This is a genomic window from Fischerella thermalis PCC 7521, from assembly GCF_000317225.1.
Lineage (GTDB): Bacteria > Cyanobacteriota > Cyanobacteriia > Cyanobacteriales > Nostocaceae > Fischerella > Fischerella thermalis.
The window spans coordinates 14481-31538 of sequence record NZ_AJLL01000098.1 but is presented as its reverse complement, the minus strand read 5'-3'; the positions used below and the strand labels follow the sequence as shown (position 1 = coordinate 31538).

General features: G+C 40.3%; 16 protein-coding genes and 1 tRNA gene. 6 read left to right on the top strand and 11 right to left on the bottom strand.

What is annotated here, in order from left to right; genetic code table 11:
- Positions 1–28 precede the first annotated feature (28 nt).
- The 8 genes from UYK_RS0120725 to UYK_RS0120680 form a co-directional block, all read right to left on the bottom strand.
- The gene (locus tag UYK_RS0120725; RefSeq protein WP_016872087.1) at positions 29–1891 is read right to left on the bottom strand and encodes an ABC transporter ATP-binding protein; all 1863 of its coding nucleotides are present in this window, start codon (positions 1889–1891) and stop codon (positions 29–31) included.
- Positions 1888–2793 (bottom strand): phosphoenolpyruvate carboxykinase (ATP), encoded by a 906-nt coding sequence (locus UYK_RS0120720; RefSeq protein ID WP_009456428.1) that lies wholly within the window; start codon positions 2791–2793, stop codon positions 1888–1890. The genes UYK_RS0120725 and UYK_RS0120720 overlap by 4 nt, the downstream gene beginning before the upstream one ends.
- A 352-nt stretch (positions 2794–3145) precedes the next feature.
- A complete protein-coding gene (locus UYK_RS0120710) occupies positions 3146–3364 on the bottom strand; it encodes a lasso peptide (RefSeq protein ID WP_009456427.1) in 219 nt (72 codons plus the stop codon).
- A 381-nt stretch (positions 3365–3745) separates the two neighbouring features.
- Positions 3746–3958: a lasso peptide gene (locus UYK_RS0120700; RefSeq protein ID WP_009456426.1), complete on the bottom strand. Its 213-nt coding sequence runs from the start codon at positions 3956–3958 to the stop codon at positions 3746–3748.
- 126 nt (positions 3959–4084) lie between these two features.
- A complete protein-coding gene (locus tag UYK_RS0120695; RefSeq protein WP_016872084.1) occupies positions 4085–6112 on the bottom strand; it encodes a lasso peptide isopeptide bond-forming cyclase in 2028 nt (675 codons plus the stop codon).
- The gene (locus tag UYK_RS0120690; protein ID WP_009456424.1) at positions 6109–6549 is read right to left on the bottom strand and encodes a lasso peptide biosynthesis B2 protein; all 441 of its coding nucleotides are present in this window, start codon (positions 6547–6549) and stop codon (positions 6109–6111) included. The genes UYK_RS0120695 and UYK_RS0120690 overlap by 4 nt, the downstream gene beginning before the upstream one ends.
- A complete protein-coding gene (locus UYK_RS0120685; protein ID WP_009456423.1) occupies positions 6533–6847 on the bottom strand; it encodes a PqqD family peptide modification chaperone in 315 nt (104 codons plus the stop codon). The genes UYK_RS0120690 and UYK_RS0120685 overlap by 17 nt, the downstream gene beginning before the upstream one ends.
- Positions 6848–7378: 531 nt before the next feature.
- Complete coding sequence (locus UYK_RS0120680) at positions 7379–7705, bottom strand: hypothetical protein (protein WP_009456422.1); 327 nt, start codon at positions 7703–7705, stop codon at positions 7379–7381.
- Between the two features lie 429 nt (positions 7706–8134).
- Between UYK_RS0120680 and UYK_RS0120675 the strand changes: the two genes are divergently transcribed.
- Positions 8135–8206: transfer RNA gene (locus tag UYK_RS0120675), tRNA-Gln, on the top strand.
- A 559-nt stretch (positions 8207–8765) separates the two neighbouring features.
- Positions 8766–10985 (top strand): GumC family protein, encoded by a 2220-nt coding sequence (locus UYK_RS0120670; protein WP_016872083.1) that lies wholly within the window; start codon positions 8766–8768, stop codon positions 10983–10985.
- A gap of 66 nt (positions 10986–11051) precedes the next feature.
- Here UYK_RS0120670 and UYK_RS0120665 read toward each other — a convergent pair whose 3' ends face one another.
- The 3 genes from UYK_RS0120665 to UYK_RS0120655 form a co-directional block, all read right to left on the bottom strand.
- A complete protein-coding gene (locus tag UYK_RS0120665; protein WP_009456420.1) occupies positions 11052–11531 on the bottom strand; it encodes a hypothetical protein in 480 nt (159 codons plus the stop codon).
- A 175-nt stretch (positions 11532–11706) separates the two neighbouring features.
- Positions 11707–12828, bottom strand: a complete 1122-nt coding sequence (wecB, locus tag UYK_RS0120660) for a non-hydrolyzing UDP-N-acetylglucosamine 2-epimerase (RefSeq protein ID WP_009456419.1) — start codon at positions 12826–12828, stop codon at positions 11707–11709.
- A 177-nt stretch (positions 12829–13005) separates the two neighbouring features.
- The gene (locus tag UYK_RS0120655) at positions 13006–13380 is read right to left on the bottom strand and encodes a hypothetical protein (RefSeq protein ID WP_009456418.1); all 375 of its coding nucleotides are present in this window, start codon (positions 13378–13380) and stop codon (positions 13006–13008) included.
- Between the two features lie 340 nt (positions 13381–13720).
- Here UYK_RS0120655 and UYK_RS26360 point away from each other — a divergent pair, with 340 nt between their 5' ends.
- The 4 genes from UYK_RS26360 (at position 13721) to UYK_RS0120635 (ending at position 17032) form a co-directional block, all read left to right on the top strand.
- Positions 13721–13891 carry a hypothetical protein gene (locus UYK_RS26360; protein WP_157221844.1) on the top strand — a complete coding sequence of 57 codons (171 nt, stop codon included), beginning with the start codon at positions 13721–13723 and terminating at the stop codon, positions 13889–13891.
- 292 nt (positions 13892–14183) lie between these two features.
- Positions 14184–15482 carry a type IV pilus twitching motility protein PilT gene (locus UYK_RS0120645; RefSeq protein ID WP_009456417.1) on the top strand — a complete coding sequence of 433 codons (1299 nt, stop codon included), beginning with the start codon at positions 14184–14186 and terminating at the stop codon, positions 15480–15482.
- A gap of 130 nt (positions 15483–15612) precedes the next feature.
- The gene (locus UYK_RS0120640; RefSeq protein WP_009456416.1) at positions 15613–16377 is read left to right on the top strand and encodes a circadian clock KaiB family protein; all 765 of its coding nucleotides are present in this window, start codon (positions 15613–15615) and stop codon (positions 16375–16377) included.
- Positions 16378–16438: 61 nt separating this feature from the next.
- The gene (locus UYK_RS0120635; protein ID WP_009456415.1) at positions 16439–17032 is read left to right on the top strand and encodes a Uma2 family endonuclease; all 594 of its coding nucleotides are present in this window, start codon (positions 16439–16441) and stop codon (positions 17030–17032) included.
- The last annotated feature ends 26 nt before the right edge of the window (positions 17033–17058 follow it).

Genomic DNA, 17058 nt, shown 5'->3' with positions numbered 1-17058 from the left:
TCTGCCTTATTCAATGATTTTCAGTTTGTTAAGCAATCCCATTTTTCACTTTCTGACTCGAACTGGACTCCATTTGTGCTTTCCAAGATTGAGCATAAAGTCCACCCAAAGCCAATAGTTCGTCATGATTCCCTGACTCTACAATCCGACCAGCACGCATGACGTGAATTATGTCTGCTTGCATCGCAAGAGTGAAACGATGAGTAATCACAACAGCAGTACGACCTTCTGCTAAGGTGCGGAAACGTTCCAACCAGTCGTATTCAGCCCAGGGATCCATAGCACTTGTTGGTTCATCTAAAATAATGATTTGAGCGCGTCTAAAAAATGCTCGTGCTAGTGCCAAGCGTTGCCATTGACCGCCACTTAAATCGGTTCCATCAGGGAACAACTTACCCAGCATTGTGTTGTAACCCAAAGGTAAGCGCATAATCTTTTCGTGAATACCCGATGCTTTAGCTGCCGATTCAATCTCTACCTGATTTGATAGTGCTGTGATATCTCCCAAAGCAATATTTTCACCTGCTGTGGTGTAGTAGGGAATGGGAGATTGGAACAAAACAGTAATTAATCTACGGAATTCTTTGACGGCAAAGTTACGTAAGTCTATACCATCTAATTCAATCCTTCCCGAATCTGGATCGTAAAAACGGCACAAAAGCTTAATTAATGTACTTTTGCCTGCGCCATTGTCACCGACGATCGCTACAATTTTACCAGCTGGAATTGTCAAGTTAAAATTCTCTAATACAGCTTCTGTAGCACCAGGATAGCGGAAAGTAACCTGCCGAAATCGAATTTCTTTTTGAGGTTTTGTAGGTACAGCAACTGGATTTTCTGGATCTACAATTGTGGGCTGGATTTGTAAAAACTCAAATAAATTACCAATAAATAAGCTATTACGATAAATTTTTCCAATATTACTTAATAACTCTTTAACAATTCCTTGTCCCTGATTAAATACCTGGAAAAATAGAGCTAAATCTCCTAATGTTAAAATACCTAATAATACTTGCCGCCCCATCCAAGCTAGAGCCCCACCAGTAATTATCAGTGCAATTATGGCAGCAATAAAGCGACCTAAAGTTTGCAGTTTTAATAAATGGAATTGTTCTTTGACAAGTCGCCGACGCAGAATCTGATAAGCAGACTGAAAATGATTAGCAAAGTCAAATAATCGTACTTCTGCGGCGGTAGAACTGTTTGTCAGCAGATAGTCATAATACATCAGCCAGCGACGGTCAGTTGTTGTCCGCTGTGACCATTGATATTGAATTTTGCTAAGATACATTAATATATAGAACGCCGGAAAAGCACTGATAATTAAAATTGTGGGTAGCCAAAGACCGTAAGGAATTAAGATTGTTGCCATTGCCAACAATGTGACACTGTTTTGCAACAAACTACCAATGCTTTCTAATAATGCTAGCGATCGCCCACTTGCTCCTTCTCGGGCGCGATTCAGTTTGTCATTATATTCTGAATATTCATAAAAACCATAATCTACTGCTACTGACTGGTTATGAATTAAAGCTGTGATATGGTCATTTACTAATTCTGATTGAGCAGTGCGAATCCATTCGCCAGAACTATTGAAAAACTCTCCCAACAGCATGATACCCGCCATCAATGCCACTGGAATCAAAATCTTTTGCACATTTGCCACAGAGAGACCATTTCCAGCAACTACCACTAAATTATCAACGACCTGACGAGTGAAAGTAAGGGAAATTGCTGGCAGTATTCCCTGCACTAATAACATTACCATACTCGCTAAAGTCCAGTAGCCAGAGGCAGCCCAGACCAGACTGAGAGTTTGAATTAGATGATTTATGATAGTATTGGCACTACGAAATTTGCGCTTCAAAATATCAAGACCCTGTGAATTCAAGATTTGGTAGCTAATAAATAATCAGAGGAATTTTCCAGAGTATTGCTAATATCATCCTCAACTAACTTCACTAAATTCGGTAAATCTTCCAAGGAAGGTTTACGAGTGAAACGGCTAAACTTTACACTTTTAATTAACTCGCTACAAAGACGTAAATGATTAGCAACAAATTCTTTTTTTGTTAATACACCCATAGCACGAGTATGGCGCACCAATGCGACAAATGCTTCTTGGGGTTGCATTTTTGCGATCAAATGTTCACTTCCTTTATCCAAGACATAGACACGTTGTAGTGGTAGGGGAATTTGCTGGAAACCACGAGTAAATTTATAAGCTAGCTTTGTTGTACTTTGATAAACTGGTGATAAATTTTTAGTATCATATCCTAAGCAACTCAAAGCTTCTGGAAAAACTTTAAACTGAGGATAAGCAGGCAAGACTAAAGGTCGCCCCGCTTGAATTTGGATAGCCATAACATCATCTGTTAAAACAGCGTAGCCTTGATTATGAAAAGCAGTTGCTAGGGTAGATTTTCCCCAACCGGAACCACCTAAAAATGCTACTCCTTGATGATTGATGTCAACACAACTAGCATGTAAAACTAACAGTCCTCTTTGTCGCAGCAGAGCGCATAATACAGGACCTAAAAGTACAGTCCGCAGAACAGCCTCATCCACATCTGGTAGAGGATTGATCACAATTTCCCGTCCATTTTGGATAAAAAATTTACCTACTTCTGGTATTCCTCCCACAATATTTGTGCCACCATCATGTTGTGTGGCGATCGCGTCATTAACATCGCCAAACCGCACAATTACATCTGGTTCAGATTCACTTTCCATCAACTCTGGAAGTGGTAATTCGCAAGCAATGCACAAATTATAGGCTTTATAACACTTCATATCCTGTCTGGAAATAGGGATCGGGATTGTGGAACTCAGCCCCTGAGTAGGAATTAGGGGCGGTGGGGACGAACCTCACAGCGAACTCATACTCCATATGTTCCGCTAAGATAAAAAATAATTGTAGGTTGAGTGAAGTAGCATTCAAAATCAATGAACGTTTTTTGGATTTTACAACCTCAAACAACCTACAATGTTGAACCAAGAAATTGCCAGGAAATTGATGATGCTGTTGGTAAACATTTAATCAAGAAGGATATTAGCCTTCTATGAGTTAACCAACATTATCATTTTTTTTTGGCAAATTAATGAAGGTATAATCACCAAGACTTTATGAATGTGATTATCCAAACTATTTCTTGGTAGGAGCAGTTCGGCAATTACCTAAATTCCTCCAGCCTGTACCATCACAGATGATATCCAGGGAACCTTTATCATTGCCACCAGATACAGACTGACCACTACCAGTGAAAAACAGGAAATCTGTTTGTCCAGAACTACCAAGAATTTGGGTAATTTCGGTCACATCGCCATAAACACTGAGTACAGGGGTACTATACGTACTTTTCATGTTTTGTCTCCTTGTTTTGAGTGATAAAGTTGACTTAGTAGTTTTTGAGTGTAGAGCCCCTTGTTGGACTTACGGCGCAGCTTAGTGGTTGCTAGATCAGCAGTATCTACAACCAAGGTCTGCCGGAAACCTGGATTTAGCAGTATTTTCATCGTGAGTGATGTATACCAAACTCCCTAAGCTACGACCTGCCAAGATTGAAAACTGGATCAGACTACATGTGCTTATCTATAATGAATGATGTAGCCTGCTGTTACTCTCTTAAGCTGCCTGAAAGTACTGGTGAGTGGTTGGTGGTTAAATCCAAGACCATCGAACAATTACTTTTAGGCTCTTAAGCCAGTGACGTTTTATCCAATTCTGATGGATCTAGTTTGAGCACTATTTGCATCTACTTGGATTCTCGGGACATGGAGTATCAAAATGGTCAATGGAACCCAGACTACCATTCAGATTAACTGGACCAGAAAGACCAGCATTGTTATCACCATTGAAGAATACGAAATCCGTGCGTGTCCGGTTGCCAGAAAAGTTGGTGATTGTTTCGACACTGCCGTGTGCAATTAGCTTTGGTGCAATATAGGTTTTCTTCATCGCTGTAACTCCTTTGATTTTTGACCTATTTTCTGCAAACTTGTGGTGATGCACCCAGCTAATTGGATTTACAGTGGCTATAATGTTAAGAGTGCTTGTAAATCCACATTTGCCAAGTTTTGAAAATTACGGTGTCAATCCTTTAAAGTCCAGCCATGATGCTAAGATGACTGCCTGCCAAACTGCCATCCAATCATCGTTGCTAGCTTGGTTTTCTGCCGCAAGAATGCGCTGATAAGCTGTTTGCAGAACATCTAAATTAATGTATTTCTCCAGGTTTTTCATTTTTTGGGACATCACCTGATCGAGAATTTGGCGATCGCGCTTGAGAAAGCCATCATTAAAATTTGGTGACAAATCAGCTTTGTCAGTCCGCCACTGAATGCTTTTTGGAAGAATTCCTGCTAAAGCACGGCGCATGACCATCCGTCCCCATCCTTGATATAGTTTTTGTTCAGAAGGCAATGCTAGACAAAATTCTATAAGTCGCTTATCCATGAAAGGATGGCGAACTTCCAAAGAAAACATTGCTGCATATTGATCCATCTGTTCTAGGGTGTAGGCTAGTATTCCTTGAGTTAAGCTACGCCAATGCTCCTGTCTTAAAGTCAGGGGCGCTTCCCGTGGAGGGCTTAACGTTTGCATCCGTTCATCCAGACAAATACGTTGTGCAAAGTTACGGTTGACAAGAGGAGTCTGAGGTAAAGACCAATCAGGAGATGTTTTTTGTCTGTGTTGTCCCCTCCAGAATAACCGTACTTGTTCCCAGAAAGGCTTAATTCCGTGAGCGATAATTAACAATTTCCGGGAAACACCAAAATGTTTGTGAATCAACTGTACGGTTTTAACAAACTCTATCCATTGCCACTTCTTGACTAAATCTTGGAGATATGGTAAACCATGGCCCCGAAAAACTACGTATGGCGAAACATTGTGCTGTGCTGCTATGGCTTTAGCTTCCTGGATGAGAGCTTTCCATTTACCTTGACGTCCTAATTCCGTGAGTCTAGCTATCCCGTGGCTCACTGTGGTATCGCCATCAAAGCCATCTAGGGTAATCCGCATTCCCAGTTCTTTGGCGGCGCGATAAACCATCCAAGGATAGAAATGACTCGGGCCCAATAAAGCCTCATCTTCATACTGAAAAATACTATCTAGATTAGACAAAGGACCAAATTCATCACCATGAATGTAGTGGGGAATGAATCCTCCCTGTTCTAGTACAGCATTGATAAAGGGGCGTTCATCACATTCAGTAACTTTATCAAAAATACTTGAGATGGTGTGCAATGGAGTTTTTCCTACTTCCGCAAGCAGATTCCGTGCTACACAAGTCACAGCCGAAGAATCCAAGCCACCGCTCAGTTGGCTGATCAAGGGAAAGGCGCTACGCAAGCGACACTTGACAGCTTCTGTGAAGATCTGCCGAAATTCTTGAGCATAAGCTTCATTATCAGCTAAATGAATTTCATGCTCAGGGTCAAGTGACCAGTAAGACCATTGTTGTATTCCTGATTGACTGACCACCATACTATGAGCCGGAGGAAGCCGCAGAATATTTTTATAGGTGGTGATCTTTTGATCTTCCATCATCAATGTCAAGTAGTCGCCAATCCTAACTTCATTGAGGCGACGTGGTACCTGTGGTAAACATAGGAGTGCTTTGATTTCTGAAGCAAATATGAATTCTTGATTTGGTTGATAGTAATAGTAAAAAGGCCTGACTCCAAAATGGTCTCTTGCACAGAAAAGTGTTTGCTTTTTTCTATCCCAAATCGCAAAAGCAAAATCACCAAGTAGATGCTCTGCACATAGCTCTTCCCATTTTTGATAAGCAGCTAATATTAGCTGAGTGTCCGTTATTTTTTCGAGTGGACAATCATTTATTTGTAATATAGATAATAATTCTTCCCGATTGTCGATGCGAGCATCGGATGTAATGACTAAATCACCCGTTTGATTAACTAAAGGTAACTTTTCTAGTAGAGATTCGGGGGTAGTCCACAGCATTCTATGACCAAAACCCAAATTTCCATCATGCCAGATGTCTGCACCATCAGGACCACGGTGAGCGAGAGTATTTACCATCTTTTCTAAATCTTGCTTGTCTACAGAACGCCCGTCAAGATAGTAAATTCCCATCATCCCACTCATAACTTGACTCCTTCTAGGGTTGGCAGGGGAATGAAGCGAGAAAGGTCTGCGAGATTCCCAATCACAATCTTTCCCTGATGTTCTATCCAAGCATGAGCTTCTAGGATTCCTGTCTTGTCTTTGGCGACACCAATGCGGAGTTGACAAGGGTGATTATATCTATTCATCAGGACTTGCGTAGTCAAGGCACGAGCTAAACACTTGACGCCAGGCGTGTAACGACTGGCTACCTCTACAGCCCAGACAATTTTGCGGATGGATACTTGGTTGGTAGTTTGTAGGCTAACTGGTTGACTTATTTTTGGTAACAGCTTTAAAAGAGTGCGAAACGGTAATAACCACAATCCCAGGCGCATAGCTGCCAGTAAAATCAAGGTCATGATTAGTAAGTGGCGATCGCCTGCATTAAAACTCACAAATTTAAACAGTAGCGTCATTTTGAATATTTATTAGTTCCGCAGCTAAAAGATCTTCAAGTAACTTGAGCAAATCGCGATCGCACCGTTCGGCTTCAACTTCGTACTCTGCCAAGATAGCTGCTTTAATATCCTTGACAGTTTTGGGTGTTTGAATCAAATTCCAGATCAATGTTCCTACTTCATTCAAACCGTGGTATACACCAGATTTCAGATTGAGAATTACTGCTTCACCTCCCAAATCAGAGGAAATTTGCTCAACAGATGCCACAACAATTGTATTTTCTGAGATATTAACTTCTACTGTTTTTGATTTCATGTTTACTCAATTTCCTTAGGCTATTCTATTTTGGCTATGCAATGGCTCCTGTTAACATCTAACTAGCTTTCTCAGTGCTTATCCGGATATTCAGGTAAAAAAAGCGAATAACTTCCCAAACTTTGCACCCAACAACTCATAGATTCACTTCTTTTTTATTCTTTGCACCCACGAAAACCGAGCCTTACCTTGGGAAAATAAGGTATGGCTGAAATTTAAGTATATTTTGTTACACTTGTATAACTAAAAAGTTTTAGTTTTACTAACACCCATGGTATAAACTTGTGAAACTTTTACCGTAAAACTCGGTTTTTAATTGTTGCAGAGGTAGATCTTTGACGAATTAACAACCCTGAATGCGGAAGATGCTTACGTAGCTTTTCTAAGCTACTAGTATACATACATAACACTCACGATGTACGTAAAGTTCATCAAAAAAACATAATTAGGTTAATCTTGGGTAAAGTTTGCTCTGAGGAGTTTATGGAAATCGGGGTGTAGGGGTCTAAACCTGGAATTTTGAACTAATTTTTAAGTTTCTTCCACTATTGCTTGATTAAGCAAAGCTATCCACATGTCTGATGGTTCTGAGTAGTAATCAATCTGCTCAACTTGATATCTATAAGAGCGACTATCATCTTCTAAAATAATCCAGTCACCACGCTTGACACCTTTACACTGCGCGGTCATATAACCTTTTTTTAAACCTTCTATAGGCTCAAATATATAGTCGCGCCCATAAATCAATCCCCGAAAGTCGTGTATTTTATGTTTTTGGAACGTTGGTATAGTAAAAATAAATTGCGCGACTAACTCATAAATAATACTAATGCTAATCCCTGACCTACTAAAAGGCATAATTATTTGCTTATCAATAAAATTTGTCTCAAATTAATGCTGTTCACAGAGTAATCATTCAACCGACAACTAGTCTCAAGCTGCAAACAATCAAGGACTTTTGATTTTGACTTGATGTTTCTAGTTCTCCCCTTGCAGATAACACTTGAACTAGCCAAAATTGCTGGATACACACATTTAGATTGCAGCCAGATGAAAATAATGTCAACTGTAATCCTACTGTCACAAGTCAAGGCTTTGGTTTGATATCCTTTGTTGTTGGTTGGTGGTTGTTAGTTGTTAGTTGTTAGTTGTTAGTGGTTAGTGGTTGTTTAATACTTACTCCTCACACTCCCCAGTGCATCCACTAATACACTCAAAATTTCTGGGTTAAAGTACTTGACACAACCATGGTCGAAACTGCTATATTGTTAAACAGCGAAAACGCAGTGGGGCGTAGCCAAGCGGTAAGGCAGCGGGTTTTGGTCCCGCCATCCCTAGGTTCGAATCCTAGCGCCCCAGTTAATTCAAAGGTAAAACTAAAGCACTAAACTTGACCTTACAGTTTACAGTTTGGTGTTTTCAAACTTATTTAACTGTAATTTTACCAAACTTGTGGTAGCGATCGCAATTTCGCCAAACTACAAAATATAATGTGCGGTAGTTGGTAATAGGCAACAGCAGCCATCACCCATTGCCATCAAGTGCTATCACAGGCTCGATGGAAGTACCCGCAGGTATAGATGGCACGATGCACAGTATAAAAAATCTATACATACAGCTTGATGAACTGTCTCAATTAAGCTACCAATCTACCTTACGTAATGTTACTGTATGTATAGTGCATCGCTCCAAATTAACGGGCATTTTCAAGACTTAATACAGGGTGACAATAAATTGAAATCAGGAATTCAGTATTTAGAATTACCCGACAATTAAAGCTGGGAACCCCAGACAACGAAAATAATTTTTTTGATCCATAACATGATCAAATTGCGGGCTTTTACTTTTGAGTTTACTAATTCTGAATTCTGAATATCCGATTATTTCGGTCAGGAATGTAGTGAAATTTACTAAAGCTATGCTGAAATCAGAAAAATATCATCACCCGTTGTTAACAGCCAACTCTGCTCAATTAAATGATGCTGATGAAGGCGGATTAAATTTAGGTCAAGTGGGAGCAGCCCTTCGTCGACGAGCGCTACTAATAGCTGGTTTAACCGGCGTAGTAGCAACCGCAGGAGCATTAAAAGCAGAAACAGATCCACCAATATACCAAGGCAGCTTTGAAATTTTAACCAAACCTGTGACTGGTGAGGGTAAAGTTATAGCTAATGTTCCTCAAACTATAGGAGACGGCAAAGACGCGATCGCAGCTCCAGAAACCACCGAAGAAATCAAGACAACAATAAAAGTTTTACAAAGTCGCAGAATACTAGAGCCAGTCATCAAAAAGCTTCAGACTAAGTACCCAGAAATAGAATACGACTATGTAATTGAGAACTTAGAGATTGAGTCGAAACAGCGACATATTTTACAAGTTCAATATATCGATGCAGATCAGCAGCTAGTTACAGATTTGCTAAATAGTATTAAAGATGCTTATTTGCAATATAGTTTGGCAGAACGCCGTAATGATGTAGAGCAGGCACTGAAATTTGTAGAAAAGCAAAGAAAACCATTAGAACAACGAGTCAAAGATTGGCAAGAAAGACTGCGAACAATCAGACAGAAGAATAATTTAGTCGAACCAGCCCAAAAAGCACAGGAAGTATCTACTCATGTTGCTACATTGACACAGCAGCAACTAGAAAATCGTGTGATGCTAGAACAAATGCGAGCCAAGTATCAAGACTTACAAAAAGAGTTCTTGCAACAACCAGGTGCATTAGCTAGCAATTCACTACTCAGTGATAATCCCCGCTATCAAAAAATTCTCGATCAACTCCAGCAAATAAATGCCCAAATTGCTCAAAGAGGATCTATATTTACCGACGAAGAAGAAGGCATGGTACGCCTTTATCAACAGAGAGATACCATGACTATGATGTTGGAAGAAGAAAGAGCGCGAGTCAACAGAGATTTTCAAAGCCGCATCCGAGAATTGGAAGCACGTGATCTGGCTATTAGTGAAAAAATAGATAATCTCAATGGCTATTTGCGAGCTTTAGCAGCAGTTAGTCGTGATTACGATAACATTCAGCGAGAATTAAAAATTGCCACCGAAGGCTTAAGCCAATTTACAGCCAAGCAACAAGCATTACAAATCGAGTACGCTCAAAGATTACAACCTTGGAGATTACTAGATCCTCAATTGACAAAAGTGAGTGAACCTGAAGCCATCTCTGATAGCGCGAAGAGAAATCTCATATTGGGAGGAATGTTAGGTTTGTTAATGGGAGTAGGAGCAGCTTTAGTTGTTGATAAACTCAGCAACGTCTTCTATACTTCCAAAGAACTTAAGGAAACTATAGGACTGCCATTATTAGGAGTAGTTCCTTTCAGAAAAGAAATTGCCCTCTCCACAAATGCAGGTAATACTTCCAGTGGTTTGCAGCAAGCAGCTCGCGCTTCATTTTTTGAAGTATTTCGCTCTCTTTACACCAACATTCTGCTTTTAGGTTCTGATGCACCAATTCGTTCACTAGTGATCAGCTCCGCAGGACAAGGAGACGGAAAATCAACAGTTGCTGTACATTTAGCTTTAGCAGCAGCTGCAATGGGACACCGAGTTTTGCTTGTAGATGCAAATTTACGTTCTCCCAGCCTACACCAACGCGTAGGGTTAATGAATATTCAGGGATTGACTGATGTTATTTCTTCTGACTTAGACTGGAGCAACGTGATTGAGCGATCGCCTCTAGAAGACAATCTCTATGTCCTCTCGGCTGGTCCTGTTCCCCCAGACTCAATTAGGTTACTCGCGTCTCAGAAAATGCAGGACTTGATGCAAGACCTACATAGTAGTTTTGATTTAGTGATTTATGATACTCCGCCCCTCGTTGGATTTGCTGATGCAACCTTATTGGCAGCTAACACCAATGGTATGGTACTAGTTGCTGGTTTAGGTAAGCTAAAGCGTACCGTCTTCCAACAAGCATTAGAAGAGCTACAAATATCCGGCACACCCATCTTGGGATTGGTAGCCAACAAGTCCAGAGATGCCGTACCTGCTTCCTATACCTACTATCAGCAGTATTACAGGCAGAGCATGAGCGTAGAACGTGTTGGTGATGATGACACAGAAATCAGAAATAACTCTGTCCCCACATCTTCTTCTGTGAGGAAAATTAAGGGGTAGTGGTTAGTGGTTAGTGGTTAGTGGTTAATAACTAACTACCAACCACCAACTACCAACTACCAGCTATTACTTATCCGCCGATTTCAAAGCACGATCTAGTATTTGCCTAGCCTGTTCTGCTTTCGCTTTTGCTTCCTGGTAACGTAAATTTGCTTGAGCAAAAGTTTTGAGAACCTTAAAACCTTCCTTCAGGCGAGTAATTTCCTCTTCTGTCGCAGAATCATCTGAAAAGAGAATATCAACTTGTTTGCGAATTTCCAATGCTTCGGCGCGTGAGTCTTGGACTTTCAGCTTGAGTGTAGCTAGGTTGCTAAGAATTTGAACAGCTTGGGTAATTTCGTCCTCACCGCTAGTAGTATCCATTGATACTTCTTTTACCTCGATCAATTGTTTGGCACTAAATCCGTCTTCGAGTTCCGTAGGTAACTTACCTTCATCCATGAGTTGCATCAGCTGATCCATCGCTTTCTCACGGGCTTTAGCTGAATCTTTACCAGGTACAGTAAGGATGATATCTGGGCTTTGAGCGAGAGTGTACTGAACCATATTTTTGCAAGAAACTTGCTACTGCTTTGAAAGCCGCTTAATTTTAACATGAAGAAACCCCTATTTTGGGGATAGTGGCGAGATGGGGTGATGGAGGGAGTGTGGGAGAAATCTTTATCCTTGTCCTCTTTGTCCTCCTTGTCCCCTTGTCTCTCTTCCAATTCCCAATCCCCGATCACCGATTCCCTATCCCTAAATAATTCTGGACTATCTGCAAAATTCGTGCTGCTGCATGACCGTCTCCAAAAGGATTGATTGCATTTGCCATTGCTGCATAAGCATCCGGGTTACTTAGCAATTCTACGGCATTAGCCACTATAGTCTCTGATTTAGTTCCCACAAGTTTAGCTGTACCAGCTGTGACTGCTTCTGGTCTTTCTGTAGTTTCTCGCAGAACCAAAACTGGTTTACCTAGACTAGGGGCTTCTTCTTGCAAACCGCCAGAGTCTGTAAGGAGAAGGTGCGATCGCATAATTGCTCCTACCAGTTCACTATAGTCTAGAGGTTCTGTTAAAAAAATCCGAGGGTGATTGCCCAAGCTTGCCTGTAATGGTTCTCGTACTGTAGGATTGCGATGCAATGGCAATAATAAAGCTGTGTCAGGAAACTTATCTAGTATCTGTAAAAATCCTTGGGTGATTTCTTGGAGTGGTTCTCCCCAATTCTCCCGTCGATGCACAGTCGCCAGCAAAACACGATATTTATTCCATTCCAACCCAGGTATATTACAGGCTGGTTCCTTTGCAGCTACATTTAACAGTGCATCAATTACTGTGTTACCAGTCAGATGAATTTGACCTAAAACACCAGAATTTTTTAAGTTTTGCACTGCTAAAGGTGTTGGTGCAAAGTGCAATTGAGTCAGTTGTGAAATTAACCTTCTATTAGCTTCTTCTGGAAAAGGATTATATAAGTCATCTGTTCTTAACCCAGCTTCTACATGACCGATAGGAATTTTTTGGTAAAAGGCTGCCAAAGTTGCTGCAAATGCCGTGGTAGTATCTCCTTGCACCAAAATTAAATCTGGTTTATTTTCTTGAAATAATTCTTCTAATCCTCGCAAGCTGCGGCAAGTAATATCAGTTAAAGATTGTTGCCGTTGCATAATTTCTAAGTCACGATCTGCCTGAAGGTTGAAAAGCTGCATCACTTGTTCAACCATTTCACGATGCTGTCCAGTCAAAATAACTTGTGTTTCAAAGCCTGGAAAGTTTTGGAAAATTTCAATGACTGGAGCTAATTTAATTGCTTCTGGACGAGTACCTAAAATAATGTAAACGAGTTTGTTATTAGTCATTAGTCATTAGTCATTGGTCATTGGTCAATTGTCAATGGTCAATGTTCAATGGTCAATTGTCAATAATTGTTAAGTTCAAATCATGGTCAATTATTACAAATAACAAATGACAAAAAAGCATGAAAAAACCCGGTAAAACCGGGCAGGATGCACTGTTTGTCGAATTCAGCAATTAGGTTACAGTTTGATGTCACATGTTAGTGGGCAAGCAGCATAAACGGTCTTCTGCATTTCTTCTGTTTCTCCATGCAACCAGCTTAACCACTTCACTTCTTTGGGGTGGATACCCTTAGCGGTCAGTACGCTCGCACCAATAACAACAGCCAAAACATTAAACAGAATTAAACCTCCTGCCACAAGTAAAACGGCACTAACAGGCATCACAGATTGTAGAACAATAGACAATAGACATCCGACCGTAGCCATTAAAACAACCAAAGGAAAACCGACAACCAGCAAGCATACTGCCAATGTGAAAGACCATATTAAAAAGCTTTTAACCATTAATAAGGAATCAGTCTTGCTTAAATTAGCTGTTTGTGAGAGAGCCATGAGTATATCTCCTAAATACGCAAATCAGTTTGGAATTCAGAAGTCTTTCCTTGATGTTGATAAACAAAGGGATCAACAATTAGTGAAGTTCAGTATATAAAAACCAATTGAGAAGATGAGCATTTATTTAATAAAATTAACAGTTAAGTTTTTATTATTATGGATAAACGCTAATAGCTTATTCTCGCTAAAAACTTCTTTTTGCCATCTATCCTTAGACAGATAAGCTATAAGTTACTTACTTATTTAGTGTGTCTTAAGAATTCGCTTCTAGCTTTCTTAATATTTCTTATCAAAACCATAGCTGATTCTCATAATTTTAAGATGTGGCTGGGGTAGTGTGCAAGCAAAATTTGTAGAGACATCTCATCAAAAATCTCTACATGAACATGAACCGAAGTTGTCTGGGAAATTAGGCAGATGGCAGGTGGAAAGTAAAGTTTTTTCATCTGCCCTGGTTTACGCAGTTGATGATGGCTACGTAGTTCACCTAAATTTCAAATCTTATTAAATTATTTTAGTTTTATTTTATACCTTTTTAAATAAGTATATATTCTATGGCTGAATTATATACTTATTGTGTTAGACATAAGTAAAGTTAACAACAATGTATATATTTAACTGAAAATGTTTTCGGTGAATCAGTTAAAAATAATACATATAACAGCAATAAATATTGACCATAGTTTTCAGTGGCAACTGAATACGCAACTATAGCGTTCGCAGGGGAGATGACGTTTAGCTAGCTGCCTTCTGTTTCCTGTCTTTTACATAAGTTCACACAAAATCATTTGTAAAGATATATGTCAGAATCACAAAATCCATTAAATTCAGCCCCGACTGTAGCTCGTGGTATTCCTCCGCTTCCCCCACCACCACCAACAATTAGTACGCAGCGCCAGTCCACACAAACTTTAGAAATACCAGTTGACAGAAGTCGTACTACCCCATCACCAGTTGCTTCCCCTGCTTCTGCTCATCGTCCTGGGACACCACCACCAATCCCTAGTCCCAGTCCTGCCCGTGTCAAAAACAATAGTTTACACCCAACTTTACATCAGTTGGTACGGGAAGCTTATGATAATGGTATCTCTGATATTCACTTGGGTGTAGGCGAACCACCCCGCTTCCGTAACCGTGGCGAAATTCAGACTACAGATTATCCAGAAACGGATAAAGAGACTTTTATGAATTGGATGCGGGAAATATTGACGGAAGCAGAAATTCAACGGTTTGAAGAACACCTAGAATTTGATGGTGCAACTCAATACGAATTTGCCCGTGTGCGGATAAATATCTTTGATTCTCTCAAAGGTTATGCAATGGTCATGCGCTTAATTCCCCTCAAAATCTTAACCATTGACCAGTTACGCCTACCCCCTGTTTTCAGAGATATTTGCCATTACCACAAAGGCTTGATTCTGGTGACAGGTCCGACTGGTTCTGGTAAATCTACCACAATGGCAGCGATGATTGACTACATCAACAAAGAGATGCCCAAGCATATCATCACCATCGAAGACCCCATCGAATTTGTTCACAAGAGTCAAAAGTCTTTGATCAAACAACGGGAAGTGGGAATGCACACCCGAAAATTTGACAATGCCTTAAAAGCTGCTTTACGGGAAGACCCAGACTTGATTCTAGTAGGGGAAATGCGGGACAAAGAAACAGTGAATACAGCGCTCAAAGCTGCTCAAACTGGTCACTTAGTTATGGGAACTCTGCATACTAACAGCGCTGTGAAAACGATTGAACGTATTCTCAATCTTTACTCAGGTGATGAACAGGATGCCATGCGGGTGGCAATTTCCGAATCTCTGGTAGCAGTGATTGCTCAAGGTTTATGTCGCACCACAGATGGCAAACGTGCTGCTTTTCACGATATTCTAATAAACACAGATGCAGTTAAAGACTGGATCAAAGAAGGTAAGTACGATGAAATTACGGAATTAATGAAACAAGCTGGTTTTGATGGCATGATTACCATGAATCAGTCTTTGTTTAACCTCTACCAAGAAGGTCGGATTACTGAAGAAACAGCCTTGGAGATGTCACCGACTCCCAACGAAATGGCCCAGATGCTGCGAGGTCGAGTGTAAGAATTAGGGATAGAGGATAGGGAATAGGGGATTAGGAAATAATAATAAGAGTAGGAATTAGACAATAAAAATATAGTTCTACACTAGCTTCTAATTCCTGGTTGACTATTAGCCCCCAGTCCCTAACCTATTGATTCCCTTGACTTCAGATAGACTCATTCTACCCCAGTTATTTAAAGGCATTGCTCTGTTTACGCCCGGAGGAGATTTGATTTATTGTATCGACCCCAGTAAGCAAGGTCGATGGCATTTGAATTTATGTGCAACTTTACAGGAAATCTTAGACTTGCCAGAACCACCTCATTTTTTAGTACCCTGCTACACAGCTACTATTGATCATTGGTTAGATCCACGTACCCAACAAATACGCACTTTTGCTGAAGCTTATCCAGCTGTGATGCGACATCAAGCGTTACTAAATGCCATTTTTGGTACAGGCGACATTATTTGGCAAAGCGCACCTTGGCAAGAAGGATTGTGCGATCGCATGGTATTAAATAGTTATCGCTCCTCGTTCCCCCAACTTTGGGAAGACCACGACTTAATCGTACGTTTAGATCCTTTTGAAGCAGTACCATACTATCAAGAAGCAACAAAACTACAGATACAACCAAACACCCAAGGCTATGTTCTACGCTTGTTTGTAGCTGGCCATAGCCCCGGTATAGAACGTACACTTGAGAGTCTCCACGACCTATTAGAACAATACCTTGGCCAACCATACACCCTGAAAGTCATTGATGTAATCAGCCATCCAGAACAAGCAGAAAAAAATCAAGTCACAGCTACCCCTACCCTTGTAAAAGTATGGCCTCTCCCCGTGCGGCGCATTGTAGGCGACTTGGATAATGTAGATAAAATTTTGCAGATGTTGGGTGCGAAAGAACAGAGTTAAAAAGTCAATGGTTAAGGGTTAAGAGTTAACATGCAGGTAGACCTGCACTATCTTAAATGTTATGACTACAGTCTTAACTAAACGCTTTACTATAGCCGAATACGATCGTTTAGCAGAACTCGGTTTTTTTAATGAAGATGACCGAGTTGAGCTAATTAGGGGAGAAATCATTTCGATGGTATCTAAAGGCAAACCGCATTTTGTGTGTGAAACACGCTTAGAGCGAGAATTATTTAAGCTCGTGGGAGAAAGAGCGACACTGCGGGGACAGCAACCGATTATTATTTCTGACTACAGCGAACCGGAACCAGATCGGGTAATTGTCAAAAATCGCCCTGATGATTATATTAGCAATCATCCCACTCCAAATGATATTTTACTGTTAATTGAGATAGCCGATTCCTCTTTGAAATATGATCAAGAGGTGAAGTTACCACTTTATGCAGAAGCGGGTATTGCTGATTATTGGATTTTTAATTTAGTAGAAAATCAATTAGAGTATTATAGTGAACCATTACATGATTTCCAAGGTAAATTTGGTTATCGCAAAAAGTTAATTTATCTGGCAAATGAATCAGTTTATCTACCGTGTTTTCCGGATTTAGTTCTGGATTTATCAAAGGTTTTTCCCCAAAAAGATGCAGTAGAATTCTAAAAATTCAGAAAAAGGGCGATCGCTAC

Excerpts from the sequence above, each read along its gene's own strand:
- UYK_RS0120720 (WP_009456428.1), bottom strand. The coding sequence starts at position 2,793 with ATGAAGTGTTATAAAGCCTATAATTTGTGCATTGCTTGCGAATTACCA.
- UYK_RS0120710 (WP_009456427.1), bottom strand. The coding sequence starts at position 3,364 with ATGAAAAGTACGTATAGTACCCCTGTACTCAGTGTTTATGGCGATGTG.
- UYK_RS0120700 (WP_009456426.1), bottom strand. The coding sequence starts at position 3,958 with ATGAAGAAAACCTATATTGCACCAAAGCTAATTGCACACGGCAGTGTC.
- UYK_RS0120695 (WP_016872084.1), bottom strand. The coding sequence starts at position 6,112 with ATGAGTGGGATGATGGGAATTTACTATCTTGACGGGCGTTCTGTAGAC.
- UYK_RS0120690 (WP_009456424.1), bottom strand. The coding sequence starts at position 6,549 with ATGACGCTACTGTTTAAATTTGTGAGTTTTAATGCAGGCGATCGCCAC.
- UYK_RS0120685 (WP_009456423.1), bottom strand. The coding sequence starts at position 6,847 with ATGAAATCAAAAACAGTAGAAGTTAATATCTCAGAAAATACAATTGTT.
- UYK_RS0120680 (WP_009456422.1), bottom strand. The coding sequence starts at position 7,705 with ATGCCTTTTAGTAGGTCAGGGATTAGCATTAGTATTATTTATGAGTTA.
- UYK_RS0120670 (WP_016872083.1), top strand. The coding sequence starts at position 8,766 with ATGCTGAAATCAGAAAAATATCATCACCCGTTGTTAACAGCCAACTCT.
- UYK_RS0120665 (WP_009456420.1), bottom strand. The coding sequence starts at position 11,531 with ATGGTTCAGTACACTCTCGCTCAAAGCCCAGATATCATCCTTACTGTA.
- wecB (WP_009456419.1), bottom strand. The coding sequence starts at position 12,828 with ATGACTAATAACAAACTCGTTTACATTATTTTAGGTACTCGTCCAGAA.
- UYK_RS0120655 (WP_009456418.1), bottom strand. The coding sequence starts at position 13,380 with ATGGCTCTCTCACAAACAGCTAATTTAAGCAAGACTGATTCCTTATTA.
- UYK_RS0120645 (WP_009456417.1), top strand. The coding sequence starts at position 14,184 with ATGTCAGAATCACAAAATCCATTAAATTCAGCCCCGACTGTAGCTCGT.
- UYK_RS0120635 (WP_009456415.1), top strand. The coding sequence starts at position 16,439 with ATGACTACAGTCTTAACTAAACGCTTTACTATAGCCGAATACGATCGT.